This is a genomic window from Acidovorax sp. NO-1 (assembly GCF_000238595.1).
Taxonomy (GTDB): domain Bacteria; phylum Pseudomonadota; class Gammaproteobacteria; order Burkholderiales; family Burkholderiaceae_C; genus Acidovorax.
The window spans coordinates 1-18,143 of the sequence record NZ_AGTS01000002.1; the positions used below are offsets into that span (position 1 = coordinate 1).

General features: G+C 66.4%; 17 protein-coding genes, 1 tRNA gene, 1 pseudogene and 1 riboswitch. Of the genes and pseudogenes, 8 read left to right on the forward strand and 11 right to left on the reverse strand.

Translation table 11 applies throughout. The features are described from left to right. Positions 1-148 precede the first annotated feature (148 nt). From KYG_RS00010 to KYG_RS00025, 4 genes are all read right to left on the reverse strand, one after another. Entirely contained in the window at positions 149-1,138 is a 990-nt protein-coding gene (locus KYG_RS00010; protein WP_008902767.1) for a tripartite tricarboxylate transporter substrate binding protein, read from the reverse strand. 71 nt (positions 1,139-1,209) lie between these two features. Next, a complete protein-coding gene (locus tag KYG_RS00015; protein WP_008902768.1) occupies positions 1,210-1,881 on the reverse strand; it encodes a response regulator transcription factor in 672 nt (223 codons plus the stop codon). After that, positions 1,878-4,067, reverse strand: a complete 2,190-nt coding sequence (locus KYG_RS00020; protein ID WP_008902769.1) for a PAS domain S-box protein — start codon at positions 4,065-4,067, stop codon at positions 1,878-1,880. The genes KYG_RS00015 and KYG_RS00020 overlap by 4 nt, the downstream gene beginning before the upstream one ends. A 45-nt stretch (positions 4,068-4,112) precedes the next feature. Then, positions 4,113-5,165, reverse strand: coding sequence for a CDP-6-deoxy-delta-3,4-glucoseen reductase (locus KYG_RS00025; RefSeq protein ID WP_008902770.1), 1,053 nt, complete (start codon positions 5,163-5,165; stop codon positions 4,113-4,115). A gap of 48 nt (positions 5,166-5,213) precedes the next feature. Between KYG_RS00025 and KYG_RS00030 the strand changes: the two genes are divergently transcribed. After that, positions 5,214-6,158 (forward strand): SDR family oxidoreductase, encoded by a 945-nt coding sequence (locus KYG_RS00030; RefSeq protein ID WP_008902771.1) that lies wholly within the window; start codon positions 5,214-5,216, stop codon positions 6,156-6,158. A gap of 36 nt (positions 6,159-6,194) precedes the next feature. Here KYG_RS00030 and KYG_RS00035 read toward each other — a convergent pair whose 3' ends face one another. From KYG_RS00035 to KYG_RS00045, 3 genes are all read right to left on the reverse strand, one after another. After that, a complete protein-coding gene (locus tag KYG_RS00035; RefSeq protein ID WP_008902772.1) occupies positions 6,195-6,923 on the reverse strand; it encodes a DUF4124 domain-containing protein in 729 nt (242 codons plus the stop codon). A gap of 18 nt (positions 6,924-6,941) precedes the next feature. Beyond that, on the reverse strand, positions 6,942-7,442 hold the full coding sequence (locus KYG_RS00040) for a hypothetical protein (RefSeq protein ID WP_008902773.1): 501 nt from the start codon (positions 7,440-7,442) through the stop codon (positions 6,942-6,944). Between the two features lie 306 nt (positions 7,443-7,748). Beyond that, positions 7,749-8,708: a chemotaxis protein gene (locus tag KYG_RS00045; RefSeq protein ID WP_008902774.1), complete on the reverse strand. Its 960-nt coding sequence runs from the start codon at positions 8,706-8,708 to the stop codon at positions 7,749-7,751. Between the two features lie 283 nt (positions 8,709-8,991). Here KYG_RS00045 and KYG_RS00050 point away from each other — a divergent pair, with 283 nt between their 5' ends. Together KYG_RS00050 and KYG_RS00055 are read left to right on the forward strand one after the other, a co-directional pair. Then, positions 8,992-9,477: a hypothetical protein gene (locus KYG_RS00050; protein WP_008902775.1), complete on the forward strand. Its 486-nt coding sequence runs from the start codon at positions 8,992-8,994 to the stop codon at positions 9,475-9,477. A 137-nt stretch (positions 9,478-9,614) separates the two neighbouring features. Next, positions 9,615-9,785, forward strand: a riboswitch (FMN riboswitch). 220 nt (positions 9,786-10,005) lie between these two features. Continuing rightward, on the forward strand, positions 10,006-10,548 hold the full coding sequence (locus tag KYG_RS00055; protein ID WP_008902777.1) for a 6,7-dimethyl-8-ribityllumazine synthase: 543 nt from the start codon (positions 10,006-10,008) through the stop codon (positions 10,546-10,548). Between the two features lie 89 nt (positions 10,549-10,637). Here KYG_RS00055 and KYG_RS00060 read toward each other — a convergent pair. The 3 genes and pseudogenes from KYG_RS00060 to KYG_RS00070 form a co-directional block, all read right to left on the reverse strand. Then, positions 10,638-11,039: pseudogene (locus KYG_RS00060) on the reverse strand (methyl-accepting chemotaxis protein); the annotation flags it as partial. Positions 11,040-11,235: 196 nt separating this feature from the next. Beyond that, positions 11,236-12,504 (reverse strand): CaiB/BaiF CoA-transferase family protein, encoded by a 1,269-nt coding sequence (locus tag KYG_RS00065; RefSeq protein WP_008902779.1) that lies wholly within the window; start codon positions 12,502-12,504, stop codon positions 11,236-11,238. Positions 12,505-12,582: 78 nt separating this feature from the next. Then, positions 12,583-13,779, reverse strand: coding sequence for an acyl-CoA dehydrogenase (locus KYG_RS00070; protein WP_008902780.1), 1,197 nt, complete (start codon positions 13,777-13,779; stop codon positions 12,583-12,585). Between the two features lie 175 nt (positions 13,780-13,954). Here KYG_RS00070 and KYG_RS00075 point away from each other — a divergent pair, with 175 nt between their 5' ends. From KYG_RS00075 to KYG_RS00085, 3 genes are all read left to right on the forward strand, one after another. Next, positions 13,955-14,899: a LysR family transcriptional regulator gene (locus tag KYG_RS00075; RefSeq protein ID WP_008902781.1), complete on the forward strand. Its 945-nt coding sequence runs from the start codon at positions 13,955-13,957 to the stop codon at positions 14,897-14,899. 80 nt (positions 14,900-14,979) lie between these two features. Continuing rightward, positions 14,980-15,195: a hypothetical protein gene (locus KYG_RS00080; protein WP_008902782.1), complete on the forward strand. Its 216-nt coding sequence runs from the start codon at positions 14,980-14,982 to the stop codon at positions 15,193-15,195. A gap of 206 nt (positions 15,196-15,401) precedes the next feature. Further along, a complete protein-coding gene (locus KYG_RS00085; protein WP_008902783.1) occupies positions 15,402-16,271 on the forward strand; it encodes a DUF6279 family lipoprotein in 870 nt (289 codons plus the stop codon). A gap of 157 nt (positions 16,272-16,428) precedes the next feature. On the opposite strand, the gene KYG_RS00090 is transcribed toward KYG_RS00085, so the two are convergent. Continuing rightward, positions 16,429-16,513 (reverse strand) — tRNA-Leu (locus KYG_RS00090). Positions 16,514-16,553: 40 nt separating this feature from the next. Here KYG_RS00090 and cysM point away from each other — a divergent pair. Together cysM and KYG_RS00100 are read left to right on the forward strand one after the other, a co-directional pair. After that, a complete protein-coding gene (gene cysM, locus KYG_RS00095; RefSeq protein ID WP_008902784.1) occupies positions 16,554-17,456 on the forward strand; it encodes a cysteine synthase CysM in 903 nt (300 codons plus the stop codon). Between the two features lie 98 nt (positions 17,457-17,554). Next, positions 17,555-18,139, forward strand: a complete 585-nt coding sequence (locus tag KYG_RS00100; protein ID WP_008902785.1) for an NUDIX domain-containing protein — start codon at positions 17,555-17,557, stop codon at positions 18,137-18,139. Positions 18,140-18,143 lie beyond the last annotated feature (4 nt).

The following is an 18,143-nucleotide window of genomic DNA, read 5'->3' on the forward strand; positions in this document are numbered from 1 at the left end:
TAAAAACACTTGAAAATCGTTCCCCACGCGCCGGGCTCACCCGCACCGTTTGAAACCGGTGCGGCCCAACGCCAGTCCCCCCGTGCAAGGGCCGCCCCGCCGCACCGGGGGCGTCGCCCTTGGGGGAAGCGGCGCAGCCGCCCAGGGGTCAATCAACCTTCGCACCCGAGGCCTTCACCACCTGCTGGTACTTCGCGCGTTCGGCGGCCATGAAGCTGTCGAACTGCTGCGGCGTGGTGGGCACGGGTTCAGCCAGCAGGGCGCCGAAGCGGGTTTTGGTTTCGGGGGCGTTGAGTGCCGCCACGAACGCCTTGTTCAGCTTTTCAATCACCGGCTTGGGGGTGGCTGCGGGTGCCACCAGGCCCCACCAGGTGTCGATGGAGAAACCCTTGAACGAAGCGGACAGTGGGGGCACGCCCGGCAGCGACGGGGAGGCGTCGAGCGAGGTCACGGCCAGGGCCTTGAGCTTGCCGGCGCGGATGTTGGGCGCAGCGGCGGCCAGGTTGTCGATGTTGAAGTCCACCTCCCCGGCCAGCAGCGCCAGCTGCGCAGGGTTGGCACCCCGGTAGGGGATGTGCAGGGCGTAGATGCCGGCTTTCTGCTTGAACATCTCGCCCGCCAGGTGGCCCGCGCTGCCGTTGCCGCCGCTGCCGTAGTTGAGCTTGGCAGGGTTGGCCTTGGCATAGGCAATGAGGTCGGCCACGGTGTTGATCTTGAGCTGCTCGGCCTTGGCGGCGTTCATCACCAGCACATTGGGTACGCGCACCATCTGCGTGATGCCGGCGAAGTCCTTGCCTGCGTCATAGGGCATCCTGGCGTACAGCCAGGGGTTGACCGCATGCGTGGCCGTGGCGGCGATGCCAATGGTCAGCCCGTCCGGCGCGGCCTTGGCCACGTAGTCGGCGCCGATGTTGCCGCCCGCGCCGCCCTTGTTCTCGATGATCACGGTGCCCAGCGAGTCGCGCACCCGCTCGGCCAGCGCCCGTGCCGTCACGTCGATGGGACCGCCCGGGGCGTAGGGCACAACCAGCCGGATCGGCTGGCCCGAGTCCTGCGCAAAGGCCGCGGTGGACGACAGGGAAAAGGCCGCTGCGGTGGCTGCGGCGCTGGCGAGGGAGAGGATGTTTCTGCGGTTCATGGACGCCATTGTGCAAAAAATTCGTAAGCAAGCTTACGAAGACCTTGTGAACGGCAGGTGGACCCGTCGTTTCAGGTGTCGCGTGGCATGGGCTGGGACAGGCCCAGGCCTTCCACCAGCAGGCCGAGTTCGTGGGAGCTGCGGATGTCCAGCTTGAGGAAGATGGCCGAGCGGTGCGTGTCCACCGTGCGCGGATCGATGGGGCGGTCCGGGTCGCGCAGGGTCAGGGCGCGGGCGGCCTCCTTGCTGCTCATGCCGGTGGCCAGGAGCCGCGCCACTTCCTGCTGGCGGGGGCTCAGGCTGCTCCACCGCTCGCGCAACAGCTGCTGGCGCTGGCTGCGGTGGGCCTGTACCTGCGAGAGCTCGGCGGCGCGGGCCACGGCAGCCAGCAGGGTTTGTTCGTCGCAGGGCTTTTCGAGCCAGTCCACCGCGCCGTGCTTGACGGCGGTGACTGCCGAGGCGAGCTCGCCGTGCGCCGAGAGGAAAACCGTCTTGACCACGGCGTCGCGCTCGCGCATGGCATCAAACACCTGCAGGCCGCTCATGCCGTCCATGCGCAGGTCCAGCAACACGCAGCCGGGGTGTGCGAGGTCGGCTCCGGCCAGAAACTCGGGGCCGCTGGCAAAGGTGCGAGGGGCGTGCCCGCCGGCCAGCAGCAAGGCGGCCAGGGAGTTGCGCACGCCCTCGTCGTCGTCCACGACATAGACATGGGCGGCGATCGTGGCAACGGGGGTGTTGGTCATGGTGTGGAAGGCAGGTGGGGCAGCCGGATTTCAAAGACCGCACCGCCGCCCTCGCGGTTGCGTGCGCGCAGCTCGCCGCCCATGCTTTCGACGATGGAGCGGCAGATGTTCAGGCCCAGCCCCAGTCCGTCGGAGCGCGTGGTGAAGAAGGGTTCGAACAGCCGTTCCGCGATCTCCGGCGGCAGGCCGGGGCCGCGGTCGAGCACCTCCAGGCAGGCAAAACGTCCATCGGAGATGGTGCGCAGGAGCAGTTCCCGGTCTGCGGGCGGCGTGCCGTGGGCCTGCATGGCTTGCAGGGCGTTCAGGCCCAGGTTCAGCACCACCTGTTCGAGCAGCACGCGGTCTGCGTTCACGCGTTGCGGGCCGGGCGCCAGCTCCAGCCGCACCGCCACGCCATGGCGCCGGGCCTCGGCGCGCAGCAGCAGGGCCAGGGACTGGTCCACGGTGGCATTGAGATCACAGGGCTCGCGCGCCTCGGGGTGCTGGCGCACCCAGCGGCGAATGCGCCCGACGATGTCGGCAGCGCGCAGGGCCTGGCTGGACAGCGCGGTGAGGCTGTCGTTCAGCAGATTGGTTTTGCCCTGGGCCGCGAGCGAGCGTGCCGCCGCCGCATAGTTGACCAGGGCCGCCAGCGGCTGGTTCAGCTCATGCGCCAGGGTGGACGCCATCTCGCCCACGGTGATCACGCGCTGCACGCGCTGCAATTGCGCCTCGCGCTGCTGCTGCTGTTCCTCGGCACGTTTCTGCGCGGTAATGTCCACCACCGAACTCATCCAGCCAATGTGCTGGCCGTCGCCGTCGATGAGCCGCGCGGTGTACACCATGGTGTGCACGTCGGATCCGTCGCGGTGGCGCAGCCGCGATTCAAAGCCCTGCGGCGCTGCCTGGCCTGCCAGTGCGGCCTCGCTGTTCTGCCAGTGCCGCTCCAGTTCGTCGGGGTGCCAGTAGGGGTACGGCGGGAGGCGCCCGATCAGCTCGGAGGCCGTGTAGCCCACCATGTCGCACATGGCGGCGTTCACGTAGACGATGCGGCCTTCCAGGTCGCGGGCGCGCATGCCCACCAGCAGCGAGTCCTCCATCGACTGCCGAAACGCCTGCGCCTGCTGCAGCGCGTGGGTGCGTTCGTGCACGCGCTGCTCCAGTTCCACGCGGGCCTGGCGGTTTTCCTGCAACCGCCGTTCGCGCAATTGCCAGTACAGGGCGCCCAGCACCAGCAGGCCGGATGCCAGGCTTGCCAGCGCCCAGGCCTGCTGGCGGGCCAGCGCCACCACCCTGCTGTCGGCCGTCAGGGTGAGGGTCCAGCCAAGGTCCGGCAGGGGTTCCTCCAACGCCAGGTATTCGCGTGCGTTGCCAGGCATGCGCAGCTCGGAGCCGGGCTGGTCGGGGCGTTGCACCAGCTCCCACGGCACGGCAGCCGGAATCCACTGCGGCCCGTACTGCTCATCGTGCTGCACCTGCCCGACCGCCTGCGGTGTGAGGGGCCTGCTCACGCGGTACAGCCAGGATGCCTCGGAGCCCAGAAAGACAATGCCCCGTTCGTCCGTGACGAACACCGGGTCGCGCAGCTGCGCCCAGGTGTCCACGATGGGCTCCATGCGCACCTTGACGGCCACCACGCCGATCACCTTGCCAGCACTGTCCGTGATGGGGCCGGAGGCGAACAGTCCGGGCGCGCCCGTGGTTTTGCCCACACCGTAAAAGCGCCCGGCCTTGCCTTGCAGCGCGTCCCGGAAATAGGGGCGGTTGCTGTAGTTGTGGCCCATAAAGCTGCTGGGCGTGTTCCAGTTGCTGGAGGCGAGGGTGAGGCCCTTGTCGTCCATCACATACAGCGTGTCGGAGCCTGCGTGGGCGTTGATGGCCTGGAGGTAGGCGTTGGCGGCTTCGCGCATGTGTGCGGAGTCGGGGTTGCGCAGCAGGTCTTTCACCACGGGCTGCTGCGCGGCGGTGAATGGCAGGTAGCTGTAGCGCGTGGCCACGCCGCGCAGGGCCAGCGCCTGCACCTCGGCAGAGCGGCGCAGGTTGTCCCACTGGTTTTCCATCTCGGCCCGCGTGGCCCATTCGCCCGCACCCAGCACCAGCAGGATGGCCACGCCCAACACGGTAAGCACCGGTCGTGTGCCGCGCAGCTTGGCGCGCGCCCGCGAGAGCAGGGACACAACGGCGGCCGGCGCGGGTACGGGTGCCATCACATCCTTGAGCGGGAGCGGTGGGGTGGGCAAGCCGTCGGGGCTTCAGCCGCCGTGTTTGTCTGCCTCCGAGGTGAACGAATCGGCGTAGAACTCCTCGGGGGGCAGGCCGCGGTGGGCGCTGTAGGCGTCGCGCGCAGAGTCCACCACGATGGGCGCGCCGCAGGCATACACCTGGTAGCCCGAAAGATCCGCAATGTCGTCCAGCACGGCCTGGTGCACAAAGCCGGTGCGGCCCGTCCAGCCGTCTTCGGGCAATGCATCCGACACCACGGGCACATAGCGAAGGTGGGGCATCTGTGCCGAGCGGGCGACGATCCAGTCGCTGAGATAAAGGTCTGTCGGGCGCCTGCCGCCCCAGTACAGCACGGTGGGGCGACTGATGCCCTTGAATTGCATGTGCTCGATCAGCGCCTTGATGGGCGCAAAACCGGTGCCTGAAGCCAGCAGCACGATGGGTTTGTCGGAATCTTCGCGCAGGAAAAAGCTGCCGAACGGACCTTCGACCCGCAGGATTTCTTTTTCCTTCATCGCGCCGAACACATGGTCGGTGAACTTGCCGCCCGGCATGTGGCGGATGTGCAGTTCCACGCCCGGCGCCTCGGCCTGCGTGTGGGGCGCGTTGGCCATCGAATAGGCACGGCGGGCGCCGTCACGCAGGATGAATTCGATGTACTGGCCCGCGTGGTACCGGAAGGTATCGGCGGCCGGCAGTTGCAGGCGCACCTGCATCACGTCGTGCGACTTTTTCTCCAGCGCAGCCACGCGCACCGGCATCTTCTTGATCGGATAGGCGCTCTCATCCGTGACCTGGCGCGATTCCAGCACCACGTCGGTCAGGGGCTGCGCGCAGCACGTCAGCACCAGGCCCGCTGCCTCTTCGTCGGCGGTAAGGGCCTTGGACTGGTGTTCACCGTGGTGCACGGCGCCGCTGAGTTTTTTGCACTTGCAGGAGCCGCAGGCGCCGTCCTTGCAGCCATAGGGCAGGCCGACGCCGTTGCGGATGGCCGCCGCCAGAATGGCCTCGCCCGCGTTGGCACTGAAGGCGCGGCCGCTGGGCTGCACGGTGATCTGGAAAGCGGTCTCTGCGCTGGTCATCGAATGGGTATCCTTGAGGGCTCTTGTAGTCAACAAACGGCCCTGATTTTGCCTTCAAACCAGAATCCCCTCGGCGCCCTGCCAGCGCGCTTTCGCCGCGAACGCCTTTTGATCGTGGGGTGTGGCGACGTTGGCCAGCGCGTTGCGCGCAACCTCAACACCGGCCCCGGTGCAGGGCGGCTGCAGGTGCTGGCCCTCACATCGACCCCCGGACGGGTAGAGGCTCTGCGCCGGCTGGGTGTGCGCCCGCTGGTGGGCAACCTCGACGATGCCACCACCCTGCGGCGCCTTGCCGGCCTGGCCACAAGGGTGTTGCACCTGGCACCTCCCCCCGGGGAAGGGGCCGCAGGTGGCCGCTGGTGGCTGGACCCCCGCACCGTGGCACTGGCCCGTGCACTGCGCCAGCGCAGCCTGCCGCAATCGCTGGTCTATGCGTCCACCAGTGGCGTGTACGGCGACTGCCAGGGCGCCCGGGTGCCGGAGACACGGCCCCTGGCGCCCGCCACGCCACGCGCCCAGCGCCGGGTGAATGCCGAGCGCGCCGTGCGTCACCTCGGCCGCGCGGGTGTGCGTGCGAGCCTGCTGCGTATCCCGGGCATCTATGCGCCCGACCGCGAGGGGGGCACGCCCGAGGCCCGCCTGCGCCGTGGCACACCGGTGCTGGTGGCCGAGGACGATGTGTTCACGAACCACATCCATGCAGATGATCTGGCGCGCGCATTGCTGGCCGCGATCTGGAAGGCGCGCCCGCAACGCGCCTACAACATCAGCGATTCGACCCACATGAAGATGGGCGACTACTTTGACTTGGCGGCCGACATGTACGGGCTGCCTCGCCCGCCCCGCGTGCCGCGCAACACGGCGCAGGACCAGTTGCCGCTGATGCTGCTGAGCTTCATGAGCGAGTCCCGCCGGCTGGAGAATCACCGCATGCAGCAGGAACTGGGGGTGCGGTTACGCTACCCGAGCGTGGCCGAAGGGCTGCGCACCTGATGCGCTTTCCTACCCACCTTGGCCAAGGCTTGCAGGTCAGCAGGGGGCTTGGCCGCCGTTGGAACGGCACACGCCGCCGGGGCCGGGGAACCGTCCCGGGCCGACACGGGGGTAGGTGTTGCCCAGGTTGTCGGTACAGCGGAAATCACCGCACTGGGTGAGCCGCGGCTTGGGCTGCACAGGGCCGGCCTGGGGGAACGGATCGGGAAAAAGCGGCCGATGGCGCGATGGCGGCACCACCACCACACGGGGTTGGGCTGCGCGGTTTTTCTCCACTTCGGCATAGCCCTGCGGACCCAGGCAGTCCAGGTCCATCTGGCGCTGGGCGGCCTCCAGCCGCAGTTCCTGGTCATAGGTAGACCGTGACAGGCCCGCAGCCACCAGATCAAAATTGCGCCGCGAGCGCGCGCATTCTGGCGAGCGCGCGTAGTCTTGCGGTTGGGGTGCGTTGGCGGCGGCCTGCGCGGCGCGTGCCCGGTCGCGTTCGGCATTGCGCCGAGCCTGCGTTTCAGCGGCAAGCGCTTCGGCCTCCAGGCGTTGCTGCTTGCGCTCCAGGGCCTCGGCAGCCAGCTCGCGCTCCTGCTGGAGTTCTTCGGGGCTCTTGCGGGCTTCCACCTCACGCGCCGCGGTGCCACCGGCGCAGGTTCCATCCGTATAGGTCACCTTGCCGGTCTGGGTATCCGTGCAGCGCAGCACCTGCGCAGCAGCGGGAAGCGCCAGGAGGCTCAGGCACAGGGCGGCATGGCTGAAAACATGGCCTGGCATATCCCGTCTCCCAGGGTATTAACGGTCGCTCAGTGGCGTCTGGCGGTTGCGCGGGTCGTTGTTGCTGCGCCATTGCTCTGGCGCCAGCTGGGTGCGTTCGCGGCGATCGTTCTCGCGCATCTGCTCGCGGCGAACCCGGTCGCGTTCCGCATCAAGCCGTGCGGCCTCAGCGCGCTCACGGTCGCGGTCACGGGCCCGGGCGTTGCGGTCTTGTTCGGCCCGCGCGCGGTCACGTTCACGTTCGCGCTCCCGCCAGTCGTTGCGGTTTCGGTCGCGGTCACGTTCGCGCCAGTCGTTGCGGTTGCGGTCGCGCTCCCAGCGGTTGTCCCTGTCAGAGTAATAGATATAGCCCGGTGCTGGCGCGTAGGCGGGATACACCGGGCTGGAGTAGCCCTCGTACCCCGGTGAGTAGTACGTGGGGCCCCCATCGTAGTACCCGTCGCCAGGAACGGTGGCACAGCCAGAAACGACGGCGCCCATGGCCGTCAGTGCAACGATGCGGGCGAGTGTGTTTTTCATGGTAGTCAGACCCCCTGCGCCGGGTGGTGTTCCGGCCCGTTCGTAAAGCCCCAGAAAAGCACCCCGGCGGAGTGTTACAAATTTCGGAGCTTGTGCCGTGAGGCGCTTTCAATGTAGCGCCCGGAGCCACCGTTTGGTTGACCTGCTTTTCCGTTGGGTGGCGTAGGACAGCACGCAAACAAGCACGATTCCCGGTGGTGCCTTGAAAAATTGATAGCTGTCCGCGCTTTACCAGCAAGCGATAGAGCCCTATTTTTTATAAAAACGGGCCCGCCCACCGCTCGCGTTGGCCCGAACCGGCGGTGCCTACTTCGGCAGCACGCGGCGGATCGTTTCGGCCAGATCTTCGGCCACGAACTTGGCCACGTAACCATCGGCGCCCACGCTGCGCACGTGATCTTCGTTGGCAGATCCGGACAGCGAAGAGTGGATGACCACCGGCAGCCCCTGCAAGCGGGCATCCTGCTTGATGTTGCGGGTCAGCGTGAACCCGTCCATTTCCGGCATCTCCAGGTCGGTCAGCACCATGGCTACACGGTCCAGCACGGTCTTGCCTTCCGCTTCGGCGCTGCGGGCAATGGCGTTGAGGCGGTCCCAGGCTTCTTTGCCGGACTTGACCATTTCGTAAGGGGCCGCCAGCGCCTTGAGCTCCTGCTCGATGAGAGAGCGCGCCACAAACGAATCGTCGGCCGCAAGGATGATGGTGCCAGGCTTGAGCTTGAGCTTGGGGCCCACCTTCTCTTCGGTGACCTCATGGCCGTCCGAGGGCGACACCATCTGCAGGATCGCCTCCACATCCAGCACCTGGGCCAGGCGGGATTGATCGGTGTTGCCGTCCAGGCGGGCGATGCTGGTGACCAGCTTGCCCGCGGCACCGCTGGTTTCGGCCGACAGCACCTGCTTCCAGTCCAGCCGCACGATGTCTTCCACCGATTCGACCGCAAACGCCTGCGTGGTGCGGGCGTATTCGGTCACCAGCATGATGTTCAGGCCCGTCTGGGGCTTGCAACCCACGATGGAGGGCAGGTCCAGCACCGGAATCACCTGTCCCCGCAGGTTGACCACGCCCAGGGAATGCGGCGTGCTGCCCGCGATGGGCGTGATGCTGGGCATCGCCACGATTTCGCGGATCTTGAAGACGTTGATTCCGAACAGTTCGGACTTTCCCAGCGCACTGTCCGTGCCCAGGCGAAACAGCAGCAGCTCGAACTTGTTCGTGCTGGTGAGGTTGGTACGCTCGTCAATGTCCTGCTGCACTGCTTTCATGGTGAATCCTTTGCGCGCAATGAAGAGATACGCGCGTTTACAAATTCTAGGATCAGAAAGCCTTGTGCAGTGCGCTAAAGCTTCAGGCAATACCCGAATAGTGCAGCGCAGCATTGTGGCGTGGCGGCGGCGTCACAGGGGCCGGGGTTGAGGTTTTCAATAACATGTCCGATCAGGACCCGTAATGGAATTTTCGATAACCATTGGCTCTTGAAAAAATGGGGGCCGCCAAGCCTTGCCGTTATGCTCTGCGCCCTTTCCCGCCATCCAGACCTTTTTCTCCATGACCGACGCACCCGACACGCCCGACACCATCCAGGAACCCCGCTGCTGGAGCGATGGGCGCTGGACGGCGCAGGTCATCAAGAACGAGGATGACGACGGCTGGGCCGTGTCCATGACGCTGAAGGGCGAGGCCGAACCCGCGCTGGTGGGCCCCTGGACCATGGGGCGTGACAAGAAGAACCCCAAGCCGCTCGATGTGTCGGCCTTCCACACCCTGGTCAAGACCGCGAGCGAGGTGGTGCGCCGCCACGAGCAGCAACTGCACGCGCAGCTGAACAAGAGCTTGCACATCATCACCGCCGACGGCCAGCGCCTGCGCGTGGCGCTGGCCATCGTGCCCGACGAGGATGGCGCCACGGCCACGCTGAGCGCGCAGGACGAGCTGGGTGAAGAGGTTGCCCGTGCGTCCGCGCCGCCCACCTTCAAGCTCACGCCCGCCAACGCAGCGGCCTGGGCCGAAGGCGGGTTTCAGCGTGTGCGCTGAGCAGACTTCGGCATTCAATACAGCCCACAGCCGCAGAAACCGGCACTGCCAGTGCTGGCAATCGCCTGCGCGACGGCGTGCCGCGTGCCCGCCGCCTAAAATCCCACCCGTCGGCCCCGGATGACCTTCGGGGCCGACAGCGTTCTCAGGGCGGGGCGAAATTCCCCACCGGCGGTATTTGTTGGCTGAAAGGCTAGCAAGAGCCCGCGAGCGCCTGCGGTGCCGTTTTTCGGAACAGGCCTGCAGGGTCAGCAGATCTGGTGCGAAACCAGAGCCGACGGTCACAGTCCGGATGAAAGAGATCGCGAAACGAGGGGGTGTCCTGCATAACCATCGCGAGACCGCGCTATCGCGGACCGCAGGGAGTTATGCCGGGCATCCCTGGAGCACCTGCAACGGGTGGCTGGGCCCTTGGCGTTTGCCCGCGTGCTTTTGTCGCGCGCTGGCATGGCACTGGGCCTGCGCCGCCTTGTGTTGGTGCCGTGCTCGCGCGCGCCCTGATTCTGGTCTCACCTTTTCGAGGAACCCATGAATCAGTTTTCTTCAGCTTCCGTTTCCCCCCTGGCCCCCGTCGCTGCCCACCGTGGCGCCCGCGTGGCCATCATCAGTGCCAGCTGGCACCAGGACATCGTGCACCAGGCGCGCGACGCGGCCCTGGCCGAGTTCGACCGCCACGGCCTGCCACCCGCGCAGGTGGCGCTGTTCGATGTGCCCGGTGCGTTTGAGATTCCGCTGTTGGCCCGCAAGCTCGCGCGCAGCGGGCGCTACGACGCCATCGTGGCTTGTGCGCTGGTGGTCAACGGCGGCATCTATCGCCACGAGTTCGTCACCACCGCTGTCATCGATGGCCTGATGCGCGTGCAGCTCGACACCGAGGTGCCTGTGATGTCGGCCGTGCTCACGCCGCGCGACTTCCACGACCACGAGGACCATGTGCGCTTCTTCCGCGAGCATTTTGTGAAGAAGGGCACCGAGGTGGCCCAGGCCTGCCTGCAGACCATGGCCTACCTGCGCAAGCTGGCCTCGCCCACGCTGGCCACCGTGCAGCAGGCAACCCCTGCTGAAGCTTGAAAAGGCGCCAGTTGCTACTATTTGTGTAGCTGTTGGCGCATGATGCACTAGCGCTTCAAGTCGATCGGGCTTGAAAAGGCTGTGCCGCTTCAGCCTGCGGCCAACCGGGGCTGGTGGCGGCCCGGTGCGGGCACGCTGGCCTGCCTGGGGGTGTTCGCGTCGGTGTCTGCCAACCGGAACACCGCTACTGCCTGCACCAGCTGCTGCGCCTGCACCTTGAGGCTGTCGGCGGCAGCGGCGCTCTGTTCGACCAGCGCCGCGTTCTGCTGCGTGGCCTGGTCCATTTCGGTGATGGCGTCCCCCACCTGGGCCACGCCTGCACTTTGCTCGCTGCTCGCGGCGCTGATCTCGCCCACGATGTCCGTCACACGGCGGATGGCGCTGACCACCTCGCTCATCGTGGCGCCCGCCTTGTCTACCAGCGTGGTGCCCAGTTCCACGCGCTCCACGCTGGCGTGGATCAGGGTCTTGATCTCCTTGGCGGCGTCGGCACGTGGGGCCGACGCAAGCAGGCTCCGTCAGTCGCTCGCTTTGTCATCCGGTGAATAGCGGATAGCGGATAGCGCAAGCCAGATAAGCGCCAGGGGCCGATGCAATGCAGACTGCGCAAACAAAACGGCCTTGCCGGTGAGGGCAAGGCCGTGCAGTGGTGAGGGCATGGCGCAGGCCGATGCCGAGAGCGTCTGGCTAAAAAACCCCGCTGGCCCGCAGCGCCGCAATGCGCGCCGAGTCCAGCCCCAGCTCGCGCAACACCTCGTCGGTGTGCTGGCCCAGTGCCGGCGGCGCATTGCGCAGCACGGGTGGGGTGGCCGACAGGCGGAGCGGGCTGGCCACGCCGGTGATCTGCTGCACGTTGTCGGTGGCGGCCTCGCCGTCCTTCCAGCGCGGCAGCGTCACGGCCAGGCCACGGGCCTGCACTTGGGCGTCGTCAAACGCCTGGGCAATGGTGTTGATGGGGCCGCAGGGCACGGCCTTGTCTTCCAGCAGCGTGATCCAGTCGGCCGTGGTGCGCGTGCGGGTCACGGCTTCCATGGCGGGGATCAGTGCGGTGCGGTTTTGCACGCGCAGGGTGTTGGTGGCAAAGCGCGGGTCGCTGGCCCACTGGGGCTGCTCGGCGGCGGCGCAAAAGCGCTGGAACTGGCCGTCGTTGCCAATGGCCAGCAGCATGTTGCCGTCCTGCGTGGGGAAGTCCTGGTAGGGCGCGAGGCTGGGGTGACTGTTGCCCATGCGGCCGGGCGCCTTGCCGGTGGCGAGGAAGCCCGAGGCCTGGTTGGCCAGCACGGCCATGCCCACGTCGAGCAGCGCCATGTCGATGTGCTGGCCCTGGCCCGTGCCGTTCACCGCGTTGTCGCGCACGTGCAGCGCGGCCAGGATGGCGTTGCTGGCATACAGGCCGGTGAACAGGTCGATCACGGCCACGCCCACGCGCATCGGGCCGCCGCCGGGCTGGTTGTCGGCCTGGCCGGTGATGCTCATCAGGCCCGTCATGGCCTGCACCATCAGGTCGTAGCCTGCGCGCTCGGCGTAGGGCCCGTCTTGCCCGAAACCTGTGACGGAGCAGTAGATGAGGCGCGGATTCAGCGCGCGCAGGCTCTCGTGGTCCAGGCCGTATTGCTTCAGGCCGCCGACCTTGAAGTTCTCCACCACGATGTCCGCCTCTTGCGCCATCTGCTTGATGAGCGCTTGCCCCTCGGGCGAGGCCATGTCGATGGTCACCGAGCGCTTGTTGCGGTTGCAGGCGGTGTAGTAGCTGGCTTGGTTGGTGTCGTTGCCCTCCGCGTCTTTCAAGAAGGGCGGGCCCCACTGGCGCGTGTCGTCGCCCACGCCGGGGCGCTCCACCTTGACCACATCCGCGCCCAGGTCGGCCAGGATCTGCGTGCACCAGGGGCCCGCGAGCACGCGGGAGAGATCGAGCACCTTGATGCCTGCGAGGGCGCCTGTGTTGGAAGAGGTCATGGATCGTGTTTTTGAATGAAAAATGCCGCCATCGCTTATGGGTTAAGCGCTAGCAGCTATCGTTTCAGGAGTACGGTGTCAGTTGGCGAACGCCGCCAGCCCGGTCTGGGCGCGGCCCAGAATCAGCGCGTGCACATCGTGCGTGCCTTCATACGTGTTCACCACCTCCAGGTTCACCAGGTGGCGGGCCACGCCGAACTCGTCGCTGATGCCGTTGCCGCCCATCATGTCGCGCGCCAGGCGGGCGATGTCCAGGGCCTTGCCGCAGCTGTTGCGCTTGATGATGGAGGTGCCTTCCACGCTGGCCGTGCCCGCGTCCTTCATGCGGCCGAACTGCAGGCAGGCCTGCAGGCCGATGGCGATTTCGGTCTGCATGTCGGCCAGCTTCTTCTGGATGAGCTGGTTGGCGGCGAGAGGCCGGCCAAACTGCTTGCGGTCCAGCGTGTACTGGCGGGCGGTGTGCCAGCAGAACTCGGCCGCGCCCAGGGCGCCCCAGGCGATGCCGTAGCGCGCGCTGTTCAGGCAGGTGAAGGGGCCCTTGAGGCCTTGCACTTCAGGGAACGCGTTTTCTTCGGGCACGAACACGTCGTCCATCACGATCTCGCCGGTAATCGATGCGCGCAGGCCCACCTTGCCGTGGATGGCGGGGGCCGTCAGGCCTTTCATGCCCTTTTCCAGCACGAAGCCGCGAATGGGGCCCACGGCGCCGCCTTCGGAGACTTCCTTGGCCCAGACCACGAACACGTCAGCCACGGGGCTGTTGGTGATCCACATCTTGCTGCCCTTGAGCTTGTAGCCGCCGTCGACCTTGTAGGCGCGCGTGGCCATGCTGCCGGGGTCGGAGCCGTGGTCGGGCTCGGTCAGGCCAAAGCAGCCAATCCACTCGCCGCTGGCGAGCTTGGGCAGGTACTTCTGGCGCTGGGCTTCGCTGCCGAATTCATATATGGGCACCATCACCAGCGACGACTGCACGCTGGCCATCGAGCGGTAGCCCGAGTCCACACGCTCCACTTCGCGGGCGATCAGGCCGTAGGCTACATAGCTCAGGCCGGGGCCGCCGTACTGCTCGGGGATGGTGGGGCCCAAGAGGCCCACTTCGCCCATCTCGCGGAAGATGCTCACGTCCATCTTTTCGTGGCGGAAGGCATCCAGCACGCGAGGGGCCAGCTTGTTCTGGCAATACGCAGCGGCGGCGTCGCGGATGGCGCGCTCGTCGTCGGTCAGTTGCTGGCTCAGGAGGAAAGGGTCATCCCATTGAAAAGCGGCGTGGGCCATGTGTGTCTCCGGTCGAAAAGAGAGGGAAAGAAACGGGTCTGGAGCGCATCGTAGGTCGTGGGGTAGCAGTCTGCAAGCGAGTTCTTTTCATTCAGATATGCGTTCATGGAATGTATGGAATACTTGTGGCCGTTATTTCAAAGCGTGGCAGCCTCGTTAAAAGTTCCTCCTCATCATGCGCCGAAACATCCCATCGACCCAGGCCCTGGCCTGTTTTGAAGTCGCCGCCCGACACGAGAGCTACACCCGCGCCGCGCAGGAACTCTCGCTCACGCAAAGTGCTGTCTCGCGCCAGATCCAGGCGCTGGAGGAGTTCTTGGGCGTGCAGCTGTTTCGCCGCACACGCCACGGCGTGGTGCTGACGCCAGCGGGCGCGCACTATGGCCGCCAGGTGGCGCGCTGGCTGCAGGGGCTGGAGCGCGACACGCTGGACGTGATGGCCCACCAGGGCGAGGGCGGCACTCTCTCGCTGGCCGCAGTGCCCACCTTCGCCACGCGCTGGCTCATCCCCCGCCTGCCGCTGCTGGCGCAGGCGCACCCCGACATCGTGGTCCACATCGACACGCAGACACGGCCTTTTTTGTTTGCCGACACCACGTTTGATGCCGCGCTGTACGCGGGCACTCCGGAGCAGGTGAGCAACTGGCCCGGCGTGCAGGCGCAGCTGCTGATGCACGAAGACGTGCTGCCCGTGTGTTGCCCGCGCCTGCTCGAACACGCCGCGCCACGCGGCCGGGGCCGCGCGCACCAGCCCGTGGCGGCCGAGGCGCTGGCCGAGTTGCCGCTGCTGCAGCAAAGCACGCGCCCGTATGGCTGGCGCCAGTGGTTTGATGCGATGGAGGTGGATGCGCCGCACGCGCTGGATGGCCCACGCTACGAGCTGTTCTCCATGCTCGCCGTGGCCGCAACCCATGGCATGGGCGTGGCGCTGATCCCGCCGCTGCTGATCGAGGCGGAACTTGCCAGCGGCGAGCTGGTGGTGGCCTGCAACCGCCCGCTGCGCGGCGAGCGGGCGTACTACCTCATCAGCCCCGCGCAGGCCCAGCCCCCGGTGCTGGCAAGGTTTGCGCGCTGGCTGCAAGGCATGGCCGAGGCCGGAAGCCCGGCGCCTGCGGGATGACTCCCTTGCGTCCACCCGGGGGCTGAACTAATCTGGCGGCGCTGGAGTCCGTCTGCACCTACCGATCCGGGAGTGAACCCATGACCACCTACCATGCCCCGCATTTCGACCCCACCGTGGACGAGATCGAGACCCTCAAGCAACTGGAAATGGGCCAGGTCATCACGCTGCCCCACGCGCTGAAAGACCATGTGTCCGGCCGTCTGCTGGAATGGGGGTTCATCACCAAAGGTTCGGGTGGTGAGCTGGCCATTACCCCCAACGGTCGGCAACTGATCCGTCGCCAGGACAACTAGCCCGCCGGCCTGCCTGCCGCCGGCGCCTTTCCTGCCTGCCGCCGGCGCCTTTCCAGCGCGCAGGTGCGTGCAAAAGCCGGCGCGGCAGCGGCGGGCAACCCCTTGGCGATTGACGGGTATTGCGCCCGGCCGAGCTCGCCTGGCAGCGTTGTGCCTATGCTGCGGGGCTCGCCACCTGCCATCCCTGAGGAGTCTTCTTGCGCGCGATGTCCTCCTTTCGCAAAGCACTGTGTGTTGCCACGCTGGCGGCCTGCGTGCTCATCCTGCAGGGCTGCAGCGCTGTCAAACTGGCCTACAACCAGGTGCCGCACCTAGCCTACTGGCAGCTCAACCGCTACCTGGGTCTGTCGGATATCCAGACCGAGCGCGTGCGCGATGAACTGGGCGTGCTGCACCAGTGGCACCGCGACACCATGCTGCCCCGGCATGCCGAGCTGCTGCAGACCGTGCAGCAACAATTGCCCGACGCAGTGGCACCCGACCAGGCCTGTCGCACCTATGACGCAGTGCGCACCCAGATCGACAAGGTCATCAGCCAGGCCGAGCCCAAACTGGTGTGGTTGGCCACGCAGCTCACCGACAGCCAGATCCGCAACCTGCAAAAAAAGCAGGCGGACAGCAACGCCGAGTGGAAGAAGGAGTGGGTGGACATCACCCGCGACCAACTGCGTGAGCGGCGCTTCAAGCTGCTGCAGTCGCGCGCTGAGGGCTTTTATGGTGCTCTCGAAGAACCGCAAAAGGCCGCGTTGCGCGCTTTCATTGCCCAATCTTTGTTTGAGCCGCAACGCCACTACGCCGAGCGCCTGCGCCGCCAGAAAGACCTGGTGCAGGTGCTGCAGAAAATCGCGGAAGACCGCACCAACACCGAGCAGGCCCGTAGCCTGCTGCGCGGCTACATCAGCCGCTTCAACGCATCGCCCGACGCTGGCTACCAGCGCTATGCGCAGGCGCTGCTGAAAGAAAGCTGCGAAGGCTTCTCGCGCGTGCACAACGCCATGACTGCAGCACAGCGCGCCAAAGCCGTGCAGTCGGTGAAGGGCTACGAGCAGGATTTTCTGGTGCTGGCGGCCCAGTGACGGGGCTCACGGCGCACGCGGTCGATGGCGCAGGGCCAATGTCGCCGACGCGCAAGCACAAGCTGCATGAAACAGGGCGGGAGCCCGCCGCAGAGCCTGAATGTGGCGACACAAAAACAAAAAGGCCGGTAGCTCGCTGGGAGCTACCGGCCTTGTCTGGTGCCCGGGGCCGGAATCGAACCGGCACGCCTTGCGGCGGGGGATTTTGAGTCCCCTGCGTCTACCAATTTCACCACCCGGGCTGGAATTCGTGAAGCCCCAAATTATGGCACAGTAGGGCGCATGAAATATCCGACGATTGAAGACGCGGTGGGCAACACGCCGCTGGTGGCACTGCAGCGCATTGGCGCCAAGGACAATGCGGCGCGTGGCAACGTGGTGCTGGGCAAGCTGGAGGGCAACAACCCGGCCGGCTCTGTGAAAGACCGGCCTGCACTGTCGATGATCCGCCGGGCCGAAGAGCGCGGAGACATCCGCCCCGGCGACACGCTGATCGAGGCCACGTCGGGCAATACCGGCATTGCGCTGGCGATGGCGGCGGCCATCAAGGGCTACCGCATGGTGCTGGTGATGCCCGAGGATTTGTCCATCGAGCGCGCTCAGACCATGAAGGCGTTTGGCGCGGAGCTGGTGCTCACCCCCAAGAGCGGCGGCATGGAACACGCGCGCGATCTGGCCGAGGCCATGCAAAAGCGTGGCGAAGGCAAGGTGCTCGACCAGTTTGGCAACCCCGACAACCCGCGCATCCACTACGAAACTACCGGCCCCGAAATCTGGGAGCAGACGGGCGGGCGCATCACGCACTTTGTGAGCGCCATGGGCACCACGGGCACCATCACGGGCGTGTCGCGGTTCCTCAAGGAGAAGAACCCGGCCATCCAGATCATTGGTGCGCAGCCCGAAGAAGGCTCGCGCATCCCAGGCATTCGCAAGTGGCCGCAGGAATATCTGCCCAAGATCTACGACGCCAGCACAGTGGACGAGCTTGTGTACGTGAGCCAGGACAACGCGGAAGACATGTGCCGCCGCCTGGCGCGCGAAGAGGGCATCTTTGCCGGCATCTCGGCCGCGGGCGCTTGCTGGGTGGCGCAGCAGATTGCGGCGCGCGAGAGCAACGCCACCGTCGTGTTCATCGTGTGCGACCGGGGCGACAGGTATCTGTCCACCGGCGTGTTCCCGGCCTGACCTGCTGTGCGCCTGCAAGGCGGTAAATTTGAATGAAATTGGCATCTGGCGCATGATGGGTAAGCGCTGATAGCTATAAAAACAATAGTAAATAATCTATGCACTACGAAGTTCGCCATTGCTCCCATTGCGGTACCGCACTGCAGCCCATCACGCTGGCCGAGGACGGTGGCGACAAGGAGCGGCTGCGCTGCCCCGCCTGTGGCTGGACGCACTGGAACAACCCCACGCCCGTGCTGGCCGCCATTGTGGAGATCGACGGCAAGGTGCTGCTGGCGCGCAACGCGGCCTGGCCGGGCAAGATGTTTGCGCTGATCACGGGCTTCATGGAGGCGGGCGAGTCGCCCCAGGAAGGCATTGCGCGCGAGGTGAAGGAGGAAACCAACCTCGACGTGCAGTCCACCACGCTGGTGGGCGCGTATGAGTTCCTGCGCATGAACCAGATCATCATTGCCTACCATGTGGTGGCCACGGGGCAGGTTCAGTTGTCGCCCGAGCTGGTGGACTACCGTCTGTACGATCTGGCAGACCTCAAGTGCTGGCCTGCGGGCACCGGCTATGCGCTGGCCGACTGGCTGCGCACCAGGGGCCATGAGCCGGTGTTTTTTACCGCCGAAGAAAATGCAGAGCGCCGCCGCGGGCTGGATGACCAAGCCCCGGTCGCGACGCCGCCTAAGGATTGATGAC

Bases quoted from the DNA above. Each gene is read 5' to 3' on its own strand.
- KYG_RS00100 (WP_008902785.1), top strand. From the start codon at position 17,555: ATGCACTACGAAGTTCGCCATTGCTCCCATTGCGGTACCGCACTGCAG.
- cysM (WP_008902784.1), top strand. From the start codon at position 16,554: ATGAAATATCCGACGATTGAAGACGCGGTGGGCAACACGCCGCTGGTG.
- KYG_RS00085 (WP_008902783.1), top strand. From the start codon at position 15,402: ATGTCCTCCTTTCGCAAAGCACTGTGTGTTGCCACGCTGGCGGCCTGC.
- KYG_RS00070 (WP_008902780.1), bottom strand. From the start codon at position 13,779: ATGGCCCACGCCGCTTTTCAATGGGATGACCCTTTCCTCCTGAGCCAG.
- KYG_RS00075 (WP_008902781.1), top strand. From the start codon at position 13,955: ATGCGCCGAAACATCCCATCGACCCAGGCCCTGGCCTGTTTTGAAGTC.
- KYG_RS00010 (WP_008902767.1), bottom strand. From the start codon at position 1,138: ATGAACCGCAGAAACATCCTCTCCCTCGCCAGCGCCGCAGCCACCGCA.
- KYG_RS00035 (WP_008902772.1), bottom strand. From the start codon at position 6,923: ATGCCAGGCCATGTTTTCAGCCATGCCGCCCTGTGCCTGAGCCTCCTG.
- KYG_RS00025 (WP_008902770.1), bottom strand. From the start codon at position 5,165: ATGACCAGCGCAGAGACCGCTTTCCAGATCACCGTGCAGCCCAGCGGC.
- KYG_RS00045 (WP_008902774.1), bottom strand. From the start codon at position 8,708: ATGAAAGCAGTGCAGCAGGACATTGACGAGCGTACCAACCTCACCAGC.
- KYG_RS00080 (WP_008902782.1), top strand. From the start codon at position 14,980: ATGACCACCTACCATGCCCCGCATTTCGACCCCACCGTGGACGAGATC.
- KYG_RS00065 (WP_008902779.1), bottom strand. From the start codon at position 12,504: ATGACCTCTTCCAACACAGGCGCCCTCGCAGGCATCAAGGTGCTCGAT.
- KYG_RS00040 (WP_008902773.1), bottom strand. From the start codon at position 7,442: ATGAAAAACACACTCGCCCGCATCGTTGCACTGACGGCCATGGGCGCC.
- KYG_RS00015 (WP_008902768.1), bottom strand. From the start codon at position 1,881: ATGACCAACACCCCCGTTGCCACGATCGCCGCCCATGTCTATGTCGTG.
- KYG_RS00020 (WP_008902769.1), bottom strand. From the start codon at position 4,067: ATGGCACCCGTACCCGCGCCGGCCGCCGTTGTGTCCCTGCTCTCGCGG.
- KYG_RS00055 (WP_008902777.1), top strand. From the start codon at position 10,006: ATGAATCAGTTTTCTTCAGCTTCCGTTTCCCCCCTGGCCCCCGTCGCT.
- KYG_RS00050 (WP_008902775.1), top strand. From the start codon at position 8,992: ATGACCGACGCACCCGACACGCCCGACACCATCCAGGAACCCCGCTGC.